The sequence below is a fragment of the Streptomyces sp. NPDC041129 genome (genome assembly GCF_055592265.1).
The window spans coordinates 906,985-927,570 of the sequence record NZ_JBVIYV010000002.1 but is presented as its reverse complement, the minus strand read 5'-3'; the positions used below and the strand labels follow the sequence as shown (position 1 = coordinate 927,570).

General features: G+C 69.1%; 20 protein-coding genes. 1 reads left to right on the top strand and 19 read right to left on the bottom strand.

Annotation, left to right across the window (positions count from 1 at the left end):
- The first annotated feature begins 119 nt into the window (after nt 1-119).
- A complete protein-coding gene (locus tag ACZ6B1_RS12445) occupies nt 120-1,940 on the top strand; it encodes a glycosyl hydrolase family 18 protein (protein WP_468777347.1) in 1,821 nt (606 codons plus the stop codon).
- 65 nt (nt 1,941-2,005) lie between these two features.
- Here ACZ6B1_RS12445 and ACZ6B1_RS12440 read toward each other — a convergent pair whose 3' ends face one another.
- From ACZ6B1_RS12440 to ACZ6B1_RS12350, 19 genes are all read right to left on the bottom strand, one after another.
- Complete coding sequence (locus ACZ6B1_RS12440) at nt 2,006-2,452, bottom strand: DUF2550 domain-containing protein (RefSeq protein WP_468777345.1); 447 nt, start codon at nt 2,450-2,452, stop codon at nt 2,006-2,008.
- A gap of 153 nt (nt 2,453-2,605) precedes the next feature.
- Nucleotides 2,606-2,983, bottom strand: coding sequence for a F0F1 ATP synthase subunit epsilon (locus ACZ6B1_RS12435; protein WP_097252398.1), 378 nt, complete (start codon nt 2,981-2,983; stop codon nt 2,606-2,608).
- A gap of 111 nt (nt 2,984-3,094) precedes the next feature.
- The gene (gene atpD, locus ACZ6B1_RS12430; RefSeq protein WP_468777343.1) at nt 3,095-4,531 is read right to left on the bottom strand and encodes a F0F1 ATP synthase subunit beta; all 1,437 of its coding nucleotides are present in this window, start codon (nt 4,529-4,531) and stop codon (nt 3,095-3,097) included.
- On the bottom strand, nt 4,531-5,448 hold the full coding sequence (locus ACZ6B1_RS12425; protein ID WP_468777341.1) for a F0F1 ATP synthase subunit gamma: 918 nt from the start codon (nt 5,446-5,448) through the stop codon (nt 4,531-4,533). The genes atpD and ACZ6B1_RS12425 overlap by 1 nt, the downstream gene beginning before the upstream one ends.
- Before the next feature lie 21 nt (nt 5,449-5,469).
- Complete coding sequence (gene atpA / locus ACZ6B1_RS12420; protein WP_468777339.1) at nt 5,470-7,062, bottom strand: F0F1 ATP synthase subunit alpha; 1,593 nt, start codon at nt 7,060-7,062, stop codon at nt 5,470-5,472.
- A 140-nt stretch (nt 7,063-7,202) separates the two neighbouring features.
- Nucleotides 7,203-8,018 (bottom strand): F0F1 ATP synthase subunit delta, encoded by an 816-nt coding sequence (locus ACZ6B1_RS12415; protein ID WP_468777337.1) that lies wholly within the window; start codon nt 8,016-8,018, stop codon nt 7,203-7,205.
- Nucleotides 8,015-8,566 carry a F0F1 ATP synthase subunit B gene (locus tag ACZ6B1_RS12410; RefSeq protein WP_468777336.1) on the bottom strand — a complete coding sequence of 184 codons (552 nt, stop codon included), beginning with the start codon at nt 8,564-8,566 and terminating at the stop codon, nt 8,015-8,017. The genes ACZ6B1_RS12415 and ACZ6B1_RS12410 overlap by 4 nt, the downstream gene beginning before the upstream one ends.
- A 39-nt stretch (nt 8,567-8,605) precedes the next feature.
- Nucleotides 8,606-8,842: an ATP synthase subunit c family protein gene (locus tag ACZ6B1_RS12405; protein ID WP_199212019.1), complete on the bottom strand. Its 237-nt coding sequence runs from the start codon at nt 8,840-8,842 to the stop codon at nt 8,606-8,608.
- Nucleotides 8,843-8,910: 68 nt separating this feature from the next.
- Complete coding sequence (gene atpB, locus ACZ6B1_RS12400) at nt 8,911-9,681, bottom strand: F0F1 ATP synthase subunit A (RefSeq protein ID WP_468777527.1); 771 nt, start codon at nt 9,679-9,681, stop codon at nt 8,911-8,913.
- Between the two features lie 273 nt (nt 9,682-9,954).
- Nucleotides 9,955-10,392 (bottom strand): hypothetical protein, encoded by a 438-nt coding sequence (locus tag ACZ6B1_RS12395; protein ID WP_468777334.1) that lies wholly within the window; start codon nt 10,390-10,392, stop codon nt 9,955-9,957.
- A gap of 287 nt (nt 10,393-10,679) precedes the next feature.
- Nucleotides 10,680-11,993, bottom strand: a complete 1,314-nt coding sequence (locus tag ACZ6B1_RS12390) for an MraY family glycosyltransferase (RefSeq protein ID WP_468777332.1) — start codon at nt 11,991-11,993, stop codon at nt 10,680-10,682.
- 152 nt (nt 11,994-12,145) lie between these two features.
- Nucleotides 12,146-13,384, bottom strand: coding sequence for a serine hydroxymethyltransferase (locus ACZ6B1_RS12385; RefSeq protein WP_468777330.1), 1,239 nt, complete (start codon nt 13,382-13,384; stop codon nt 12,146-12,148).
- A gap of 123 nt (nt 13,385-13,507) precedes the next feature.
- Nucleotides 13,508-14,185, bottom strand: coding sequence for an arsenate reductase/protein-tyrosine-phosphatase family protein (locus tag ACZ6B1_RS12380; RefSeq protein WP_468777328.1), 678 nt, complete (start codon nt 14,183-14,185; stop codon nt 13,508-13,510).
- Nucleotides 14,182-14,829: an L-threonylcarbamoyladenylate synthase gene (locus tag ACZ6B1_RS12375; RefSeq protein ID WP_250400766.1), complete on the bottom strand. Its 648-nt coding sequence runs from the start codon at nt 14,827-14,829 to the stop codon at nt 14,182-14,184. The genes ACZ6B1_RS12380 and ACZ6B1_RS12375 overlap by 4 nt, the downstream gene beginning before the upstream one ends.
- Before the next feature lie 52 nt (nt 14,830-14,881).
- A complete protein-coding gene (gene prmC, locus ACZ6B1_RS12370) occupies nt 14,882-15,721 on the bottom strand; it encodes a peptide chain release factor N(5)-glutamine methyltransferase (protein ID WP_468777526.1) in 840 nt (279 codons plus the stop codon).
- Nucleotides 15,722-15,794: 73 nt separating this feature from the next.
- Nucleotides 15,795-16,862: a peptide chain release factor 1 gene (gene prfA / locus ACZ6B1_RS12365; RefSeq protein WP_468777322.1), complete on the bottom strand. Its 1,068-nt coding sequence runs from the start codon at nt 16,860-16,862 to the stop codon at nt 15,795-15,797.
- Nucleotides 16,863-16,970: 108 nt separating this feature from the next.
- Complete coding sequence (gene rpmE / locus ACZ6B1_RS12360; protein ID WP_015657814.1) at nt 16,971-17,192, bottom strand: 50S ribosomal protein L31; 222 nt, start codon at nt 17,190-17,192, stop codon at nt 16,971-16,973.
- A gap of 205 nt (nt 17,193-17,397) precedes the next feature.
- On the bottom strand, nt 17,398-18,537 hold the full coding sequence (locus tag ACZ6B1_RS12355) for an LCP family protein (protein ID WP_468777320.1): 1,140 nt from the start codon (nt 18,535-18,537) through the stop codon (nt 17,398-17,400).
- A 197-nt stretch (nt 18,538-18,734) separates the two neighbouring features.
- The gene (locus ACZ6B1_RS12350) at nt 18,735-20,456 is read right to left on the bottom strand and encodes a trypsin-like serine protease (RefSeq protein ID WP_468777524.1); all 1,722 of its coding nucleotides are present in this window, start codon (nt 20,454-20,456) and stop codon (nt 18,735-18,737) included.
- Between the last annotated feature and the right edge of the window lie 130 nt (nt 20,457-20,586).

Genomic DNA, 20,586 nt, shown 5'->3' with positions numbered 1-20,586 from the left:
CGGGGACAAGTGGTCCAGACCTATTGACCACGTGGTCCAGACCTTTCTATTCTCGCGGCACTGTGGGCGTGAAGGCTCAGTCATGCCCCTGACACCCCCAACGAAGAGGGAGGCGCAGCATGCGCTTCAGACACAGAGCCGCGGCAGGGTTCGCGACACTGTTGCTCCCCCTGGCCGGCCTCGTCGGTCTCGCGAGCCCCGCCCAGGCCGCGGCCAACGCGACGGCGAGCTTCACCAAGACCAGCGACTGGGGCACCGGCTTCGGCGGTCAGTGGACCGTGAAGAACACCGGTACCAGCGCCATCAGTTCCTGGACCGTCGAGTGGGACTTCCCCTCCGGTACGTCCGTCACCTCCGCGTGGGACGCGGACGTCACGAACTCCGGCACCCACTGGACCGCCAAGAACAAGTCCTACAACGGCAGCATCGCCCCCGGCGCCACCGTCTCCTTCGGCTTCAACGGCGCGGGTCCCGGCTCCCCGTCCAACTGCAAGCTGAACGGCGACAGCTGCGACGGCACCACCGTCCCCGGTGACGCGGCACCCTCCGCCCCCGGCACCCCGACGGCCTCCGGCATCACCGACACCTCGGTGAAGCTCTCCTGGGGCGCGGCCACCGACGACAAGGGCGTCAAGAACTACGACGTCCTGCGCGACGGCAAGGTCGTCTCCACGGTGACGGCCACCTCGTACACCGACAGCGGGCTGACCGCCGGCACCGACTACTCCTACACCGTGCGGGCCCGCGACACCGCCGACCAGACCGGACCGGTCAGCGGAGCGGTCGCCGTGCACACCACCGGCGGCGGCACCACTCCCCCGCCCACCGGCGACAAGGTCAAGCTCGGCTACTTCACCGAGTGGGGCATCTACGGCCGCAACTACAACGTCAAGAACCTGGTGACGTCCGGCTCCGCCTCCAAGATCACGCACATCAACTACGCCTTCGGCAACGTGACCGGCGGCAAGTGCGCGATCGGCGACTCCTACGCCGACTACGACAAGGCGTTCACCGCCGACCAGTCCGTCAGCGGCACCGCCGACACCTGGGACCAGCCGCTGCGCGGCAACTTCAACCAGCTCCGCCAGCTCAAGGCCAAGTACCCGAACATCAAGGTGCTGTGGTCCTTCGGCGGCTGGACCTGGTCCGGCGGCTTCGGCGAGGCCGCGAAGAACCCGGCCGCCTTCGCGCAGTCCTGCTACGACCTGGTCGAGGACCCGCGCTGGGCCGACGTCTTCGACGGCATCGACATCGACTGGGAGTACCCGAACGCCTGCGGTCTGAGCTGTGACACCAGCGGGGCGGCGGCCTTCAAGAACGTGATGGCCGCGCTGCGCGCCAAGTTCGGCACCGGCAACCTGGTCACCGCGGCCACCACCGCCGACGGCTCGAACGGCGGCAAGATCGAGGCCGCCGACTACGCCGGGGCCGCGAGCTCCGTCGACTGGTACAACGTGATGACGTACGACTTCTTCGGCGCCTGGGACGCCAAGGGCCCGACCGCCCCGCACTCCCCGCTCACCTCGTACTCCGGCATCCCGAAGGACGGCTTCACCACCGCCGACGCGATGGCCAAGTTCAAGGCGATCGGTGTCCCGTCGAAGAAGCTGCTCATCGGCATCGGCTTCTACGGCCGCGGCTGGACCGGTGTCACCCAGGACGCCCCGGGCGGCACGGCCACGGGTCCGGCGGCGGGCACCTACGAGCAGGGCATCGAGGACTACAAGGTGCTCAAGACGTCCTGCCCGGCCACCGGCACCGTCGCCGGCACCGCGTACGCGCACTGCGGCAGCAACTGGTGGTCCTACGACACCCCCGCCACCATCGCCGGCAAGATGACCTGGGCCAAGAACCAGGGCCTGGGCGGCGCGTTCTTCTGGGAGTTCAGCGGTGACACCAGCAACGGCGAGCTGGTGAGCGCCATCAGCAACAACCTGTAGGCGAGCGTCACCCGCTCAGAGCCGCATTCGCTCTCCTCCGCCTCGGCCGGGGAGAGCGGGTGCGGCTACGCCACGTTCACCCGCTGTCCGGGCGGGGCCGCTTCCAGCCACGCGAGAAATCCGGTCAGCGCGTCCTCGCTCATCGCCAGTTCGAGGCGGGTGCCGCGGTGGCTGCAGGCGAGGATCACCGCGTCGGAGAGCAGCGCCAGCTCCTCCTCGCCCTCGGGGAGCCGGCGGCCGACCACCTCGATGGCGGCGCGCTCCAGGACACGGCGCGGACGCAGGGCGTAGGAGAAGACCCGGTACCACTCGATCCGGTCGCCGTTGTAGCGGGCGACGCCGTAGCTCCAGCCCTTGCCGCCCGCGTCCGCTTTCTCGGGCACGTCCCAGCGCAGCGAACAGTCGAAGGTTCCGCCGGAGCGCTGGATGAGTCTGCGGCGCAGCCCGAACAGGAACAGTCCGACCACTACGAGCGCGACCACGATCCCGCACACAGTCAGAGCGAGGACCATCGGCACCGACCTCCTCGTCTCCCAGACAGTGTCACTGCGCTAACAACTGAGTAATGAAAACCAAAAAACACCCACATCCGCCTCAGCCGCGGTCGGTACCGGATTGCTCCGGACCGACCGCGGCTGAGTGACGTCATCACACCGCGCGCTGGATCAACGCGCCGCCGTAGCCGCCCGCAGGCGGACGTCGGCGCGGCGCTCCGCCTCCGCGTCGTCCTCCGCCTTCGCGCGCTCGAGCTCGCGCTCCGTGCGCTGGACATCGATCTCGTCCGACAGCTCGGCGATCTCGGCCAGCAGCGACAGCTTGTCGTCCGCGAACGAGATGAAACCGCCGTGCACCGCGGCGACGACCGTTCCACCATCACTCGTACGGATGGTCACCGGGCCCGACTCCAGCACACCGAGCAGCGGCTGGTGACCGGGCATGACGCCGATGTCGCCGGACGTGGTGCGCGCGACGACCAGGGTGGCCTCGCCGGACCAGACCTGGCGGTCCGCGGCGACCAGCTCGACGTGCAGCTCAGCAGCCAAGGGTGGCTCCTCGGGTCACCACCCGGCGGGGGTGCCGGGTGTTGGGGTCAATTCTAGGGGGCGTGGGTGAGGGGGCGGGACGCACCCGCCCCCTCACCGAGAGCACGGGGCTCAGGAGACGCCCAGCTCCTTGGCGTTGTTCTTGAGGTCCTCAAGACCACCGCACATGAAGAACGCCTGCTCCGGGAAGTGGTCGTACTCGCCGTCGCAGATCGCGTTGAACGCGGCGATCGACTCGTCCAGCGGCACGTCCGAACCGTCCACGCCGGTGAACTGCTTGGCGACGTGGGTGTTCTGGGACAGGAAGCGCTCCACGCGACGGGCACGGTGGACGACGAGCTTGTCCTCCTCGCCGAGCTCGTCGATACCGAGGATCGCGATGATGTCCTGGAGGTCCTTGTACTTCTGCAGGATCGTCTTCACGCGCATGGCCGCGTTGTAGTGATCCGCGGCGATGTAGCGCGGGTCCAGGATCCGGGACGTGGAGTCCAGCGGGTCCACGGCCGGGTAGATGCCCTTCTCGGAGATCGGACGGGAGAGAACCGTCGTCGCGTCGAGGTGGGCGAAGGTGGTGGCCGGGGCCGGGTCGGTCAGGTCGTCCGCGGGGACGTAGATCGCCTGCATCGAGGTGATCGAGTGACCGCGGGTCGAGGTGATGCGCTCCTGGAGGAGGCCCATCTCGTCAGCCAGGTTCGGCTGGTAACCCACCGCGGACGGCATACGGCCGAGCAGGGTCGAGACCTCGGAACCGGCCTGCGTGAAGCGGAAGATGTTGTCGATGAAGAACAGCACGTCCTGCTTCTGGACGTCACGGAAGTACTCGGCCATGGTGAGGCCGGCCAGCGCGACGCGCAGACGGGTGCCCGGCGGCTCGTCCATCTGACCGAAGACCAGCGCGGTCTTGTCGATGACGCCGGAGTCCGACATCTCCTCGATCAGGTCGTTGCCCTCACGGGTGCGCTCACCGACACCGGCGAACACGGAGACACCGTCGTGGTTGTTGGCGACACGGTAGATCATCTCCTGGATGAGCACCGTCTTGCCGACGCCGGCGCCGCCGAACAGACCGATCTTGCCGCCCTTGACGTACGGGGTCAGCAGGTCGATGACCTTGACGCCGGTCTCGAACATCTCGGTCTTCGACTCGAGCTCGTCGAAGTTCGGGGCCTTGCGGTGGATGCCCCAGCGCTCGCCCTCGTACTGCTCGTCGACGTTCAGCACCTCACCGAGGGTGTTGAACACCTTGCCCTTGGTGAAGTCACCGACGGGCACCGTGATGGAGTTGCCGGTGTCGGTGACCGGGGCCTGGCGGACCAGACCGTCGGTGGGCTGCATGGAGATGGTGCGGACCAGGCCGTCACCCAGGTGCTGGGCGACCTCCAGGGTCAGCGTCTTCTTCTCGCCGGCGTTGGCCGGGTCGGCCACCTCGACGTGAAGGGCGTTGTAGATTTCCGGCATCGCGTCGACGGGGAACTCCACGTCGACGACCGGGCCGATGACCCGGGCGACGCGGCCCGTAGCCGTCGCGGTCTCAACAGTGGTGGTCATTATCGGTCACTCCCCGCGGTCGCGTCGGCCAGGGCGCTGGCGCCACCGACGATCTCGCTGATTTCCTGGGTGATTTCGGCCTGGCGGGCCGCGTTGGCAAGACGGGAGAGCGTGTTGATCAGCTCGCCCGCGTTGTCGGTGGCCGACTTCATCGCGCGCCGCGTGGCGGCGTGCTTCGAAGCGGCCGACTGGAGCAGCGCGTTGTAGATCCGGCTCTCCACGTAGCGCGGCAGCAGGGCGTCGAGGACGTCCTCCGCCGACGGCTCGAAGTCGTACAGCGGGAGGATCTCGCCCTTGGGGGCGGCCTCCTCGGCGACCTCTTCGAGACGCAGCGGCAGCAGCCTGGCGTCGAGCGCGGTCTGCGTCATCATCGAGACGAACTCGGTGTAGACGATGTGGAGTTCGTCCACGCCGCCGTCCGCCGTCTCCTTCTCGATGGCCTCGATCAGGGGCGCCGCGACCTTCTTGGCGTCCGCGTACGAGGGCTCGTCGGTGAAGCCCGTGAACGACTCCGCGACCTTGCGCTCACGGAAGTTGTAGTGGGCGACACCACGGCGGCCGACGATGTACGTGTCGACCTGCTTGCCCTCGCGCTCCAGGCGCTCGGTCAGCTGCTCCGCCGCCTTGATGGCGTTGGAGTTGAAGGCGCCGGCCAGACCGCGGTCGCTCGTGAGGAGCAGAACCGCGGCGCGCGCCGGGTTCTCCGCCTCCGTGGTGAGCGGGTGCTTGGTGTTCGAACCCGTACCGACCGCCGTGACCGCGCGCGTCAGCTCGGTCGCGTACGGCGTGGAGGCCGCCACCTTGCGCTGCGCCTTGACGACGCGCGAGGCGGCGATCATCTCCATCGCCTTGGTGATCTTCTTGGTCGCGCTGACGGATCGGATGCGACGCTTGTAGACCCGGAGCTGGGCTCCCATGAGTCAGGTCCCTTCCTTACGTCACTTGGCGGCAGCGGCAGGAGTGTCCTCGCCGAGCAGCTTGCCGTCCGAGGTCTCGAACTGCTTCTTGAACTCCGCGACGGCGTCGTCGATCGCCTGGATCGTGTCGTTCGACATCTTGGCGCCCTCACGGATGGAGGTCATCAGGCCCTGCTCCTTGCGGTGCAGGTAGTCCAGCAGCTCGCGCTCGAAGCGGCGGATGTCGGCGACCGGAACCTCGTCCATACGGCCGTTGGTGCCGGCCCAGACGGAGACGACCTGGTCCTCGGTCGACATCGGCTGGTACTGGTCCTGCTTCAGCAGCTCGACCATGCGCTGACCGCGCTCCAGCTGGGCCTTCGAGGCCGCGTCCAGGTCGGAACCGAAGGCGGCGAACGCCTCGAGCTCACGGAACTGGGCGAGGTCCACACGGAGGCGGCCGGAAACCTGGCGCATCGCCTTGTGCTGCGCGGAACCACCGACTCGGGAGACGGAGATACCGACGTTCAGCGCGGGGCGCTGACCGGCGTTGAACAGGTCCGACTCCAGGAAGCACTGGCCGTCGGTGATGGAGATGACGTTGGTCGGGATGAACGCCGACACGTCGTTGGCCTTGGTCTCGACGATCGGGAGACCGGTCATCGAGCCGGCGCCCATCTCGTCCGAGAGCTTGGCGCAGCGCTCCAGCAGACGGGAGTGCAGGTAGAAGACGTCACCCGGGTAGGCCTCACGGCCCGGCGGGCGGCGCAGCAGCAGCGACACGGCGCGGTAGGCGTCGGCCTGCTTCGACAGGTCGTCGAAGATGATCAGGACGTGCTTGCCCTCGTACATCCACTGCTGACCGATGGCCGAACCGGTGTACGGCGCCAGGTACTTGAAGCCGGCCGGGTCGGACGCCGGGGCGGCGACGATGGTCGTGTACTCCAGGGCGCCGTTCTCCTCCAGCGCACGGCGCACGCCGGCGATGGTGGAGCCCTTCTGGCCGATGGCGACGTAGATGCAGCGGACCTGCTTCTTCGGGTCGCCCGAGCGCCAGTTGTCGCGCTGGTTGATGATCGTGTCGACGGCCAGGGCGGTCTTGCCGGTCTGGCGGTCACCGATGATCAGCTGACGCTGACCACGGCCGATCGGGGTCATGGCGTCGACGGCCTTGTAGCCGGTCTCCATCGGCTCGTGCACCGACTTGCGCTGCATGACCGTGGGGGCCTGCAGCTCGAGGGCGCGGCGGCCGGACGTCTCGATCTCGCCGAGGCCGTCGATCGGGTTGCCGAGCGGGTCGACTACGCGGCCGAGGTAGCCCTCGCCGACCGCGACGGAGAGGACCTCACCGGTGCGGTGCACCGGCTGCCCCTCCTCGATACCGCTGAACTCACCGAGTACGACGGCACCGATCTCGCGCTCTTCCAGGTTCAGCGCGAGACCGAGGGAGCCGTCCTCGAACTTCAGCAGCTCGTTCGCCATGGCCGAGGGCAGGCCCTCGATCTTGGCGATACCGTCGCCGGCGACGGTGACCGTACCGACCTCCTCGCGCGAGGCCGCGTCCGGCTTGTACGACTGGACGAAGTTCTCCAGCGCGTCCCGGATCTCCTCCGGCCGGATCGTGAGCTCCGCCATCTGGGTTCCCTGCTCTCCTTGTTGGGCCCGAAGTTTCACTTTGGGGGGATGGGGACTCCCCCCTGAATGAGGTGAATCCTCTGCACGGCCCAACCAGGGCCGTAAGCACGTCTTGCGTTTTCTCGATTGCCGAGGTGTCGCTAGCTCGCCATGCGGCGGGCCGCGTCCTCCAGCCGGTCCGCGATGGAGCCGTTGATGACCTCGTCACCGACCTGCACCCGGACCCCGCCGACGACCTCGGGGTCGACGTCCAGGTTGAGGTGCATCCGGCGGCCGTAGAGCTTGGTCAGGGCGGCGCCGAGGCGCTGCTTCTGCCCGTCGCTAAGCGGCACCGCCGACGTGACGACGGCGACCATGCGGTCCCGGCGCTCGGCGGCGAGCTTGGACAGGGACTCCAGTCCCGCTTCCAGGCTACGTCCACGGGGCGCGGACACCAGGCGCGCGACCAGACGCTCGGTGGCGGGCTTGGCCCGGCCGCCGAGGAGCCGGCGCAGCAGCTCGGCCTTGGCCGAGACGCTCGCCGAGCGGTCGGTGAGCGCGGCACGCAGCTCGGTGTTCGAGGAGACGATCCGGCCGAACCGGAACAGCTCGTCCTCGACGTCGTCGAGCGTGCCCGTCTTCTGCGCCGAGGTGAGGTCGGCGACGTTCGCCAGCTCCTCCAGGGCGTCCACCAGGTCGCGCGACTGCGACCAGCGGGAACGGACCATGCCGGACACCAGGTCGACGGTGGTCGTGCCGACCTGACCGCCGATCAGGCGCTGGACCAGCTCGGCCTTGGCCTCACCGGGCTGCGCCGGGTCGGTGAAGACCCGACGCAGGCTGGGCTCGCGGTCGAGCAGCGCGGTGACGGCCGCCAGCTCGTCCGCGAGCTTCGTCGCGTCCACGGACGTGGAGTCCGTCAGCGCGTCGAGACGCTCACGTGCGGCTGCGAGGGCCTCGCGGCTCGCTCCGTTCATCGCGTGGCCTCGGCCTTCTCCTCGAGCTCGTCGAGGAAGCGGTCGATCACACGGCTCTGCCGGGCGTGGTCCTCGAGGGACTCACCGACGAGCTTGCCGGCCAGGTCGGTGGCGAGCTTGCCGACGTCCTGGCGGAGCGCGCCCGCGGCGGCCTTGCGGTCGGCCTCGATCTGGGAGTGACCGGCGGCGACGATCTCCTCGCGCTGCCGCTGGCCCTCGGCCCGCATCTCGGCGATGAGCGTGGCACCCTGCTCCTGCGCCTCCTGGCGCAGACGCGCGGCCTCGTGCCGGGCCTCGGCGAGCTGAGCCTTGTACTGCTCAAGGACGCTCTGGGCCTCGACCTTCATGGCGTCGGCCTCTTCGATGCCGCCTTCGATCGCCGCGCGACGCTCCTCCAGAACCTTGTTGATGTTCGGAAGCAGCTTCTTCCAGAAGAAGAAGAACACGATGGCGAAGGCGATGGTGCCGACGAGCAGCTCGGGGCCGGCCGGGATGAGCGGGTTCTGCTCGGTCTCCTCGGCCGCCAGCTGTGCCAGGTTGGCGATCACATCAGTGCCTTTCGTCGTTTCGTGTCGGGTAAGAGGTAATTACTTACCGAACACGAACGGCATAACGATGCCGATGAGGGCGAGCGCCTCACAGAAGGCGAAGCCCAGGATCTGGTTGGCACGGATCAGGCCGGCCGCCTCGGGCTGACGAGCGAGGGCCTGGGTGCCGTTACCGAAGATGATGCCGACGCCGATGCCGGGGCCGATGGCCGAGAGGCCGTAACCGACGGAACCGAGGGAACCGGAGACAGCGGCGAGGGTCTCAGTGGCAGCCATGCTGAATCTTCCTTCTCTTTACGGACCGGTGGGGATTGGCCACCGGACGACTGGGGGTGTGTTGAGGCTCAGTGGTGCTCGGCGAGAGCGCCCTGAATGTAGGAGCAGGCCAGCAGTACGAAGACGTACGCCTGGACGGCCTGCACGAAAAGCTCGAAGCAGATCATGACCATGGTCATCACGAACGAGATGCCGGCGGCCGGGATCATCCAGCTGTTCAGCAGGTACCAGGAGGCGACGGTGAACATCACCAGCATCAGGTGACCGGCGAACATGTTGGCGAAGAGTCGCACCGCGTGCGTGAACGGGCGGACGAGCAGGTTCGAGAAGAACTCGATGACCATGACGAGCGGCAGCACGGCGCCGAGCGACTTGTCGTAGCCCGTGACGTTCTTGAAGAAGCCGACGAAACCGTGACGCTTGAAGGTCAGCCCGACCCAGAGGACCCAGACGAGCAGGGCGAGCACCACGGGGAAGGCGAAGACCGACGAGACCGGGAACTGGGCCAGCGGAATCACGGACCAGATGTTCATCAGCCAGACGAAGAAGAAGAGGGAGACCATGAGCGGCACCCACTTCTCGCCCTCGCGCTTGCCGAGCGTCTCGTAGACGATGCCTCGGCGCACGAAGTCGTAGCCGGCCTCGCCGATCATCTGCAGCTTGCCCGGGATGACCTTGGCGTTGCCGAAGGCGGCCCAGAAGAAGGCGATGACGACGACCGTGGTGACGAGCGCGAGCAGCATCACCTTGTTGAATTCGAAGCCGCCGACCGTGGCCATCGGCTTGAACAGGAACGAGTGCAGGCCCGGAGCCGGGAAGCCACACCCGTTGTCGGACATGATCCGACAACTCCAGTCAAAGGCGAGCTGGGTCTGGTCAGCACTCACCGCGGGCTCCTTCGGCGTGACGCATGGGTACGGCAACCTCGTTGTGTCGGCGCGGCACAGGGCCGCTGATCGGCACCGGACTGGTGTTACGGATGTGGGGGCGGCTGGGGGGCATCAAGCCTCGCGATTGAGCAGGCGTCAGCTCGGATGCCCGCGCCCGCGATGCCGCAGTTGGCACCGGACGATAGCAGGAGATGTCACTGGCCTTTATCCCGCCCCTACCCCTCACGACGGCGGCCCCGTCTTCTCGTGCTTCTCACTCTTCGCGGAGTCGGGATCGACGTAGAAGATCTTGGCCTTCATGTGGGCGCGCGCCTGCGCGGCCATCCACACGACGGTCGTGACGACGAGCGACACGGCGAACGCCTTGGCGTTGAAGAGAGAGGTGCCCTTGAAGACGGCGACGAAGATCAGGAGGAGCAGCAGCTGAGCCATGTAGAGCATCAGCCCCATGGCCTGGAACAGCTGCGGGAGCGTTTTTGCCGTCCACTGCAGCACGTAGAGGCCGATCCCCATGAACAGGATGGCCAGCACCGTGCCGACAGCCGCGCCGAGCGCACCCTTGCCCCCCGCGACCGCGGCGCTCACGGCGACGGCGATCACGCCGGCGGCCGCTGCGGGCACAGCGATCTGCAGTAGGTTCCGGGCGTCTTTGGACGGCATGGCGGCAACTCCGCTTTCACAGGGGGCAGGTGTCGTCATGGACGAGCGTAGTCCCGGGCCGAGTAGTCGAGACCTCACACCGGTGGACCGTCGCACTACGGTCCTTCGGTTCTATCCCGGGTTCTCGTGAACCGTATCACAAACTATTTGATGAGGTCTTTACCTGGGGGGTGTGCTTGCTGTCACACATGAGAGTGACAGTGCGCGTCTGTGCAAAAATCAGGCCTGTTTGTCTGGTATTGGGGGGCTTTGCTCCCCCACGAGATGGCAATGCTCTAGTCAGATTCTTACCTTGTGGCCTTGCCGATACGCGAACGAGGGCCGATGGCCGTCGCCCCGTTGACCCCTGTCGTACCGGCTGCGACGGGGGTCCGCTCCTCGGCCGCCGACGGCTCCTGCACCGCTGCCTCCGCGGACAGCGCCGGCTCCTCGGCCGTGCGCCGGTACCGCGGCGGCACGAAGTGCTGGGCCCAGGCGGGGACCCGGGGCGTGAAGCGGGGCAGCAGGAGCAGGATCAGGCCGATGGCGCTCAGGAAGACCACACCGAGCACGATCCACATCGACGCCGAGTTGACCGAGTAGGCGAGCGCGCCGAAGCCGATCAGCGCCGACCAGAAGTACATGATCAGCACCGCCCTGCTGTGCGAGTGGCCGATCTCCAGCAGGCGGTGGTGCAGATGGCCGCGGTCCGCGGCGAACGGCGACTGTCCGCGCCAGGTGCGGCGGACGATGGCCAGCACCAGGTCCGCGGCGGGCACGGCGATGATCGTCAGGGGCAGCAGCAGCGGGATGTAGACGGGCACCGTCTGGTGTACCGCCGCCTTCTCCGAACCCGTGAACAGGGCCAGCGCGTCCGGGTCCACCTGACCGGTGATGGAGATCGCGCCGGCGGCCAGCACCAGCCCGATCAGCATCGAGCCGGAGTCGCCCATGAAGATCCGCGCCGGATGCATGTTGTGCGGCAGGAAGCCCAGGCACATGCCCATCAGGATGGCCGAGAACAGCGTCGCCGGAGCGGCGGCCTCGATGCCGTACGAGTACCAGATCCGGTAGGCGTACAGGAAGAACGCGGCCGCCGCGATGCAGACCATGCCGGAGGCCAGGCCGTCGAGGCCGTCCACGAAGTTCACCGCGTTGATCGTGATGACGACCAGCGCCACCGTGAGCAGGGTGCCCTGCCACTGGGTCAGCGCCACGTTGCCGATGCCCGGGACGGGCAGCCACAGGATCGTCAGACCCTGCATGACCATGACGCCGGCGGCGATCATCTGGCCGCCGAGCTTGATCAGCGCGTCGATCTCGAACTTGTCGTCCAGGACGCCGATCAGCCAGATCAGCGCGGCCCCGGAGAGCAACGCCCGCGGCTCGTTGGACTTGGCGAAGACCTCGTTGAGGTTGGTCAGGTGGTCCGCCACCAGCAGGCCCGCGCACAGTCCGAAGAACATCGCGATCCCGCCGAGCCGCGGAGTGGGTTCCCGGTGCACGTCACGTGCCCGGATCTCCGGCATCGCCCCCGCCACGATCGCGAACTTCCGTACCGGCCCTGTCAGCAGGTACGTCACCGCGGCCGTGATGCAGAGCGTCAGCAGGTATTCACGCACGGGCTTCCCCACAGGTCTCGCTGGCCATCACAGCCCCACACCCTAGCGACGGACGCTTATGGATGAGGACTTCCGGGTAGCGACGATGGTTGCACGGGTGGCTGTGTGCCACCGCGCGCGTCCGGATGCACGCCCTCTCCGCCTGCCCCGGTTCACCCCGGATACGGTGGGAAACCGCCGGTCAGCTCACGCACCTCGGCCCGCGCGGCGGCCGGTTCCCCCTCGCCCCGCAGCGCGGCGCCCATGAGCGCGGCGATCCGGACCATCTCCGGCTCCCCCATGCCCTGCGTCGTCACCGCGGCCGTGCCCAGGCGCAGCCCGCGGCCGTCGCCGTGGGGAAGGACACAGCAGTCCAGCACGATGCCGGCGGCCGCGAGCCGCCCGCGCGCGGCGCGTCCGTCGACACCGAGCGGGGCCGGATCGACGATGATCATGTGGGTGTCGGTGCCGCCGGTGATCACGCCCAGCCCCTCGGCGGTCAGATGGCCGGCGAGCACCCGCGCGTTGGCGACCACCTGGTGGGCGTAGTCGCTGAAGGCCGGGGTCGCCGCCTCGCCGAAGGCGACGGCCTTGGCGGCGATGGAGTGCATCTGCGCGCCGCCCTGGGTGAAGGGGAACACGGCCCGGTCCACCCGCTCCGCCAGCTCCGCCCCGCACAGGATCATCCCGCCGCGCGGGCCGCGCAGCACCTTGTGCGTGGTGGCGCACACGATGTCGGCGTACGGCACCGGGCTGGGCGCCGCTCCCCCGGCGACCAGACCGATGGGGTGCGCGGCGTCGGCGATCAGATACGCCCCGACCTCGTCGGCGACGTCCCGGAAGAAGGCGTGGTCGAGGTGGCGGGGATAGGCGATGGAGCCGCAGACGATGGCCTTGGGCCGGTGGTTGCGGGCCAGGTGCCGGACCTGGTCGCGGTCGACGAGCCCGGTCTCGGCGTCAACGCCGTAGCCGACGAAGTCGAACCAGCGGCCGGAGAAGTTCGCGGGCGAGCCGTGGGTGAGATGGCCGCCGTGGGGCAGCCCCAGGGCGAGGACGGTGTCGCCGGGGCGCAGCAGGGCGGCGTAGGCGGCCAGGACGGCCGAGGAGCCCGAGTGGGACTGCACATTGGCGTGCTCGGCGCCGAACAGCGCCATGGCCCGCTCGACGGCCAGGCGTTCGGCGACGTCGACGATCTCGCAGCCGCCGTGGTGCCGGGCGCCGGGATAGCCCTCGGCGTACTTGTTGGCGAGCGGCGAGCCGAGGGCGGCCAGCACTGCCGGGGAGGTGAAGTTCTCGGCGGCGATGAGCTGGAGCGTCGTCGACTGCCGGTCCGCCTCCGCGAACAGGATGTCGGCGAGCTCGGGATCCTGTTCCCGCAGGACATCGGTCTCGAGGGTGCGGGTGACCGACATGGCGGGCTCCGGGCGGTCGACGGTGACGTGAGTCCAATGTAGGCCCGAGATGTCCGGTACGCGCGGGTTTCCCCACCCGATGTCGGCGTCGTACGCCCGGCAGACGGACGGCGCCCGCCCGCGTCACGCGCGGGCGGGGACCCCGGTCAGAGCGGTCACCACGGGATCGAGGGCCTCGTGTATCTCGTCGCCGATCGAGCGGAAGAAGGTCAACGGCGCCCCGTACGGGTCGTACACCTCGTCCGCCTCCGCGGTCGGCGCCAGCAGCCAGCCGCGCAGCGCGGCCGCAGCGCGCACCAGGGCGCGCGCACGCACCACCACGCCGTCCTCCAGCGGAGGCAGCGTGGCGGGGTCTATGGCGCGCACCAGGCGGGTGAACTCCTTCAGCGTGAAGGTGCGCAGGCCCGCCGAGTGGCCCATGGAGATGACCTGGGCGCGGTGGTCGCGGGTGGCCGTGAGAACGAGGTCGGCCATGATGACGTGCTCGTCCAGCAGTTCCCGGCCGGTGAACCCGGAGGCGTCGGCGCCGAACTCGGCCAGCACGGTCTCCGCGTTGGCCTCCATCGGCGCGCCCTCGTGGCCCCAGGTGCCGGCGCTCTCCACGATCAGCCCGCCACCGAGCACACCGAGCCGCTCCGTCACGAAATGACGGGTCAGCCGCTCGGTGATCGGTGAGCGGCACACGTTGCCGGTGCTGACGTGGAGGATGCGGAAGCAGTCATGCGGAAGCCCGACGAACGTCGTCGTGATCTCCGCGGCGCTCTCCCTTCCTATGCCACGCCCCGCGTCAGGGGCCGTCAATTCGCCACCTCGAGGTCGGGTACGACCTTCCGCAGCTCCTCCGGGGAGAGCGCGCCCTCCCGCAGCAGGACCGGCACCTCGCCCGTGACGTCCACGATGGACGACGGCACGTTGCCGGGCGTCGGGCCGCCGTCGAGGTAGACGGAGACGGAGTCGCCGAGCATCCGCTGGGCGGCGTCGCAGTCCTCGGGCGCCGGGTGACCGGTGAGGTTGGCCGAGGTCACGGCCATCGGGCCGACCTCGGTGAGCAGCTCGATGGCGACCGGGTGCAGCGGCATGCGCACGGCCACCGTGCCCCGGGTGTCGCCCAGGTCCCACTGCAGGGACGGCTGGTGCCGGGCGACGAGCGTGAGGGCGCCCGGCCAGAAGGCGTCGACCAGTTCCCAGGCCAGCTCGGAGAAGTCCGTGACGAGGCCGTGCAGGGTGTTCGGGGAGCCGATCAGGACGGGGGTGGGCATGTTGCGGCCCCGGCCCTTGGCGGCCAGCACGTCGGCGACCGCCTCCGCGGAGAACGCGTCGGCGCCGATGCCGTAGACCGTGTCGGTCGGCAGCACCACCAGCTCGCCCCGGCGGACGGCGGACGCGGCCTCGCGCAGACCCGTCACACGGTCGGTCGCGTCGTTGGTGTCGTATCGCCGTGCCATGTCTAGCGAGCCTCCTCATGCGGGTACTGCGGGCTGGAAGTCGTCGGGGTGCTCACGGCAGCGCCTTGCGGGCGGTCGCGAACCGGGGGCGGTTGTTGAGGTCCGGGTGGTCGGCCGCGTCGGCCCAGCCGCGCTCCTCGGTGAAGATCCAGGGCACCTGGCCGCCCTGGGTGTCAGCGTGCTCGATGACGACGACCCCGCCGGGCCGCAGCAGCCGGTGCGCGGTGCGCTCGATGCCGCGGATGAGGTCGAGGCCGTCCTCGCCGGAGAACAACGCCATCTCCGGGTCGTAGTCACGGGCCTCGGGCGCGACGTACTCCCACTCGGTGAGCGGGATGTACGGAGGGTTGGAGATGACCAGGTCGACCTGGCCGTCGAGGTCCGGGAAGGCGGTCAGGGCGTCGCCCTGGCGCAGGTCGACCCTGGACCCCTCGACGTTCTTGCGGGTCCACTGGAGCGCTTCCTCGCTCAGCTCCACGGCGTGCACCCGCGAGCGCGGCACCTCCTGGGCGAGCGCGAGCGCGATGGCGCCGGAGCCGGTGCACAGGTCGACGATGCAGGGCTCGACCACGTCCATGGCGCGCACGGCGTCTATCGCCCAGCCCACCACGGACTCGGTCTCCGGCCGGGGCACGAACACACCCGGCCCCACCTGGAGCTCCAGGTACCGGAAGTAGGCCCGCCCGGTGATGTGCTGCAGCGGCTCGCGCTGCTCACGCCGGGCGATGACCTCCCAGTACCGGGCGTCGAAGTCGGAGTCCTTGACGGAGTGCAGCTGGCCCCGCTTCACGCCGTGCACGAACGCGGCGAGCTCCTCCGCGTCGGTGCGCGGCGAGGGCACGCCTGCGTCGGCCAGCCGCTGGGTGGCCTGGGCCACCTCGGCGAGCAGCAGACTGCGGGGGCTTGGGGGGCGCCCCCCCGATGGTGACTGCACGCAAGTCCTCCGTGTAACTCGTACGCGCCTCTTACGCGGCCGCCAGCTTCGCCGCCGAGTCGGCGTCGACGCAGGCCTGGATCAGCGCGGCGAGGTCGCCGTCCAGGACCTGGTCCAGGTTGTACGCCTTGAAGCCGACGCGGTGGTCCGAGATGCGGTTCTCCGGGAAGTTGTAGGTGCGGATCTTCTCGGAGCGGTCGACGGTGCGGACCTGGCTGCGGCGGGCGTCGGCCGCTTCCCGTTCCGCCTCCTCCTGCGCCGCCGCGAGCAGCCTGGAGCGCAGGATACGCAGCGCCTGCTCCTTGTTCTGCAGCTGGCTCTTCTCGTTCTGGCAGGAGGCGACGACTCCGGTCGGCAGGTGCGTGATGCGCACCGCGGAGTCGGTGGTGTTGACCGACTGGCCGCCGGGCCCGGAGGACCGGTAGACGTCGATCCGCAGGTCGTTCGGGTTGATCTCGACGTCGACCTCCTCGGCCTCGGGGGTCACGAGGACACCGGCGGCGGAGGTGTGGATACGGCCCTGGGACTCGGTGGCCGGGACGCGCTGCACGCGGTGCACGCCGCCCTCGTACTTCAGCCGGGCCCACACGCCCTGACCGGGTTCGATCTGCCCGCGGGCCTTCACCGCGACCTGGACGTCCTTGTAGCCGCCCAGCTCGGACTCGGTGGCGTCGATGATCTCGGTCTTCCAGCCGATCCGCTCGGCGTAGCGCAGGTACATGCGCAGCAGGTCGCCGGCGAACAGCGCGGACTCGTCACCACCGGCGCCGGCCTTGATCTCCAGGATGACGTCCTTGTCGTCACTGGGGTCGCGCGGGACGAGCAGCAGGCGCAGCTTCTCGGTCAGCTCCTCGCGCTGCTTCTCCAGATCCTTGACCTCGGCGGCGAAGTCGGGGTCGTCCGCGGCGAATTCGCGCGCGGTCTCGATGTCGTCGCCGTTCTGCTTCCAGGAGCGGTACGTGGCGACGATCGGGGTGAGCTCGGCGTAGCGCTTGTTCAGCTTGCGCGCGTTGGCCTGGTCGGCGTGGACCGACGGGTCGGCGAGCTTCTTCTCCAGGTCGGCGTGCTCGGCGACGAGTTCATCGACGGCCTCGAACATCTTTCGGCTCCTGATACTGCGGTGAGGGCAAGGGCGGGCGACCAAAAACGCCGGTCCCGGGCACACCCCGCAGGAGGGCGCGACCGTGGACCGGCGATATGGGGCTCGCTACTTCTTGGAGCCGGCGGCCTTGCCGAAGCGGGCCTCGAAGCGGGCCACACGGCCACCGGTGTCGAGGATCTTCTGCTTGCCCGTGTAGAACGGGTGGCACTCGGAGCAGACCTCGGCCCGGATGGTGCCGGACTCGATGGTGCTGCGGGTGGTGAACGACGCGCCACAGGTGCAGCTGACCTGCGTCTCGACGTACTCGGGGTGGATGTCGCGCTTCAAGGTGTCTCCTAGGTTTCGGGAGGGCGCCGGGTCGCAGCCGCGGGATGCGAGAGCGTGAACCGGAGCCGACGTACCAGTCTGCCAGGACTGGCGCCATCCCCCAAAACCGGGGGGCCGGGCCGTATATTCCCCGGGCGGTTCCCCGGCGGCTCTCCGGAGCCCGGCACGGGGGCTGTCCGGGTGCGGGGACGGCCCGGTGCGGGTGTCAGCCGCTGACGACGCCCTTGGCCCCGCCCGCCGCGGTGCCCTTCGTGGCCGACGCGGGAATGGGCCTGTCGTTCTTCAGGGCCTTCCAGATCAGCTGGGCCTTGGCCTTCTGCAGGAGGACCCGGTTGGGGTCGGCCGGGTCGTACTGGACCGGCATCGTGACCATCCTCATGTGGGAGGAGCCGATGCCCTTGAGGCCGCCCGCGAAGTCCGCGAGGGCGTTGACCGAGCCGAGGTCGGAGTCGGTGGTGACGGTCCTGGTGGCGGTGTCGGCGACGTCGTACAGCTTCTTGGGGTTGCTGAGCACGCCGACGTGCTCGACCCGGTCGAGCAGCGCCTTGACGAAGGCCTGCTGGAGCTGGATGCGGCCCAGGTCGGAGCCGTCGCCGACGCCGTGCCGGGTGCGGACCAGGGCGAGCGACCGCTCACCGTCGAGGGTGTGGGTGCCGGCCTTGAGGTTCAGGTGGCTCTGCGGGTCGGCGATGGCCTTGGTCGTGGTGACCGGGACCCCGCCGAGGTCGTCGATGAGCTTCTGGAAGCCGGCGAAGTCGACCTCGAGGTAGTGGTCCATGCGGATGCCGCTGAGGGACTCGACCGTCTTCACGGCACAGGCGGCGCCGCCGGTGGAGTAGGCGGAGTTGAACATCACGCCGGACGCCGCCGGGTAGCCGTTGCCCTTGGTGTCGGTGCAGGCGGGGCGGTCGATGAGGGTGTCGCGCGGGACGGAGACCACGCTGGCCCTCTTGTGTCCCTTGTACACGTGGACGATCATCGCGGTGTCGGAGCGGGCGCTGCCGTCGTCCGTGCCGCCGCCCAGCTTCCGGTTCTTCCCCGAGCGCGTGTCCGAGCCGAGGACCAGGATGTTCTCGGAACCGTTGTCGATCTTCGTGGGCCGCTCGTCGCCGAGGGCCTGGTTGATGTCGACGCTCTTCAGGTTGCCGTTGAGCTTGAAGTAGACGTACCCCAGGCCGGTACCGCCCAGCACGACCACGCCTGCGGCTGCCCATGCGGTGGCGAGCAGGGCCTTGCGGCGCTTGCCGGGTGCTGCGGCCTTGCGGCGGCGGCCCCCGCCTCTTTGCTGCGGGCCGGTGGGGACCGGCTGTGTTATGCCGGGCTCCGGCGTGCTCTCGGCGGACACGTCACTCCTAGGTCTCGTCCGGTCGGCTACCCCCTGCTTTCAGGGTCAGGCGCGGTCGTCACCGCTCCATCGTCGCTCCGCCCGGTCAGACGGAGAAACTCGGCACAGGGTTGCACAGCGCACGGTGCCCGCCGCGTGCGGCGACGGGCACCGTGCGTGACCGCGCGGTCCTGGGCGGGCCGCGCTCACCTGCGCTTTCAGCCCCAGATGTCGTACGCCTGGAAGCCGGTGCCGACCGAGACCCGTGTGGCAAAGATCTCGCTTGTGCCCTTTCCGGTGCCCTTGTACAGGTACAGGGTTCCGCCGGGGGTGCGGGCCAGGAAGTCGGCCTTGCCGTCGCCGCTCACGTCGCCGACCGCGTCGAAGGCGTTGTAGCCGGTCCAGCCGCTGCGCACCTTGACCCGGGTGGAGAAGGCGCCGGAGCCGGACTTGCCGGTGCCCTTGTACAGGTACAGGTCGCCGTTGCTCGACTTGCGGGCGAGCAGGTCGGCCCTGCCGTCACCGTTGAAGTCCCCGTGGCCGCGCACCGAGTTGTACTGGTCCCAGCCGGTGCCCACCTTCACCTTGGCGGCGAAGGTCCCGTTGCCCTTGCCCGCGTACAGCCACAGCGCGCCGTTGGAATCGACGGAGAGCACGTCGGGCAGGTAGTCGCCGGTGACGTCGCCAGGGGTGATGATCCGCTTGCGCGTCTTCCAGCCGGTGAAGATCTTCGTCTCGGTCCAGCTCCCGCTGGTGCGGGCGCTGTTGAGGACGAAGTGCTCCCAGTACACGTCGCCGGTGGAGCTGACCCGGTAGACGACGTCCTGGTAGCCGTCCCGGTTCAGGTCGGCCTGGAGGGCGAGGTTGACCCCGCCCCAGTCGCCCCAGGAGATGCGGGAGCCGAAGGACGTGCCCTTGGAGTCCTTCTCGTAGCCGGTCTTCGTGGACGAGGCGCGCACGAAGAGGTCGGCCTTGTTGTCCTTGTAGCTCAGGTTGCTGTCGTCGATCTGCGGGTAGGCCGAGCCGACGTAGGCGCCGACCTTGGTGAAGACGCTGTAGTAGCCCTGCTTCACGCAGTCGGTGACGCCCCAGGAGACCACTCCGGCGATCCGGCCGCCCACCACGAGCGGGCCACCGGAGTCGCCGTTGCAGGTCGCGCTGGTACCGGTGTCGCTTCCGCTCTGGGTGCCCGCGCAGACCATGCGGCCCGCGACGTAGGCCGTGTCGTAGGCGCCGGTGCAGGCGCTGTCGGAGTGCAGGGTGAGCGCGGTCGTTTTCAGCGTCTGCGAGATGTCCTGGCTCGTGGAGCTGGTGCGACCCCAGCCGTACACCTTGGCGCTGGTGCCGGTCGCGTAGGACGCGGTGTCGCCGGAGGTGACCATGCGGATCGGTGTGGCCTTGACCGGGACGCCCAGGGTGAGCACGCCGAGGTCGCTCTCGTACTTCCCCGTCTCCTTGTCCACCGGGTCGTACCCCGGCTGCCACCACTGGCGCAGTACGCCCGTGGCCTGGCCGCCGTGCAGGTCGGTGTTGCCCGCGGCGTCGGTGGTGGGCAGCTGGTCGGTACCGGTGACGACGGCGCCGTGGGCCGCCCAGTCGTAGTTCCTGTTGTCCTCCCTGAGGCAGTGCGCGGCGGTGAGGATCTTCGTGGGCGAGACGACCGAACCGCCGCAGAAGAAGCCGACGTCGTCGCCGGTGTCAGTGGTGTTCCTGTCGTCGTAGTACCAGAGCTGGGCCATCCAGGGCGCCGAGGAGATGGTGGTCTCGCTGCCACCGATGATCTTCGGGGAGACGGCTGAGGGGCTGCTGGTCTTCGCCGGCTGCTCGGTGCCGGAGGCGCCCGCGATGCGCTTCTCCAGCGTGGTCTGGGACGGCTGGGCGACGGCGGGGGCGGTGCCGGGCTTCGGCAGCGGGGTGGCCGCGCCGGCGGAGGCCGTCATCAGCGCGGCGGTCACGGCGGCGGCGACACCGGCCGCGGCAAGGGGGACGGCAAGACGTATCCGGCGTCTGTGCCGCCCGGGCTCGGGCGTGGGCAAGGCGGTTCCCCCCAGGGAGAGATGTGGTGAGTGG

Excerpts from the sequence above, each read along its gene's own strand:
- ACZ6B1_RS12440 (WP_468777345.1), bottom strand. The coding sequence starts at position 2,452 with ATGGTCCTCGCTCTGACTGTGTGCGGGATCGTGGTCGCGCTCGTAGTG.
- ACZ6B1_RS12445 (WP_468777347.1), top strand. The coding sequence starts at position 120 with ATGCGCTTCAGACACAGAGCCGCGGCAGGGTTCGCGACACTGTTGCTC.
- ACZ6B1_RS12425 (WP_468777341.1), bottom strand. The coding sequence starts at position 5,448 with ATGGGAGCCCAGCTCCGGGTCTACAAGCGTCGCATCCGATCCGTCAGC.
- ACZ6B1_RS12405 (WP_199212019.1), bottom strand. The coding sequence starts at position 8,842 with ATGGCTGCCACTGAGACCCTCGCCGCTGTCTCCGGTTCCCTCGGTTCC.
- atpD (WP_468777343.1), bottom strand. The coding sequence starts at position 4,531 with ATGACCACCACTGTTGAGACCGCGACGGCTACGGGCCGCGTCGCCCGG.
- prfA (WP_468777322.1), bottom strand. The coding sequence starts at position 16,862 with ATGTTCGAGGCCGTCGATGAACTCGTCGCCGAGCACGCCGACCTGGAG.
- ACZ6B1_RS12350 (WP_468777524.1), bottom strand. The coding sequence starts at position 20,456 with ATGACGGCCTCCGCCGGCGCGGCCACCCCGCTGCCGAAGCCCGGCACC.
- atpB (WP_468777527.1), bottom strand. The coding sequence starts at position 9,681 with ATGTCCGACAACGGGTGTGGCTTCCCGGCTCCGGGCCTGCACTCGTTC.
- ACZ6B1_RS12395 (WP_468777334.1), bottom strand. The coding sequence starts at position 10,392 with ATGCCGTCCAAAGACGCCCGGAACCTACTGCAGATCGCTGTGCCCGCA.
- ACZ6B1_RS12415 (WP_468777337.1), bottom strand. The coding sequence starts at position 8,018 with ATGAACGGAGCGAGCCGCGAGGCCCTCGCAGCCGCACGTGAGCGTCTC.
- atpA (WP_468777339.1), bottom strand. The coding sequence starts at position 7,062 with ATGGCGGAGCTCACGATCCGGCCGGAGGAGATCCGGGACGCGCTGGAG.
- ACZ6B1_RS12385 (WP_468777330.1), bottom strand. The coding sequence starts at position 13,384 with ATGTCGGTCACCCGCACCCTCGAGACCGATGTCCTGCGGGAACAGGAT.
- ACZ6B1_RS12375 (WP_250400766.1), bottom strand. The coding sequence starts at position 14,829 with ATGGCACGGCGATACGACACCAACGACGCGACCGACCGTGTGACGGGT.